The following is a 353-nucleotide window of genomic DNA, read 5'->3' as shown; positions in this document are numbered from 1 at the left end:
GACCAGCTCGATGGATCCCGACCTGCTCGAACTCGACCGGCCGTTCACCTGCCGGCGACGTGGCGCCGAGATGAAGATCGTCGCCGGCAGCCGCGCGCCGGAACCTGACCCCGTAATGATCCGGGCGCTCCGCAATGCGCATCGCTGGTCCGACGCCCTGAAGTCCGGAACCTCACTCAAGCGGCTCGCGTCCGAGGCGAATGTGTCTGAGCGCTACCTCGCCCGGATCGTTCAACTGGCCGGCCTTTCGCCCCGAATCCAGGCATCCATTGTCGAAGGCAGACAGCCCATCGACCTGACCCTGAAGCGCCTCCTGCGTTCAACCCCACCACTGGAGTGGAGTGACCAGGAGC

The 353-nt window shown here is 65.7% G+C and carries 1 pseudogene; it reads left to right on the top strand.

Annotated elements, in window-relative coordinates:
* Window positions 1-353, top strand: a pseudogene (locus EU800_RS27135) (recombinase family protein); the annotation flags it as partial.

The organism is Tropicimonas sp. IMCC6043, assembly GCF_004146235.1.
GTDB lineage: Bacteria > Pseudomonadota > Alphaproteobacteria > Rhodobacterales > Rhodobacteraceae > Tropicimonas.
This window is presented reverse-complemented; position numbering and strand designations above follow the sequence as displayed.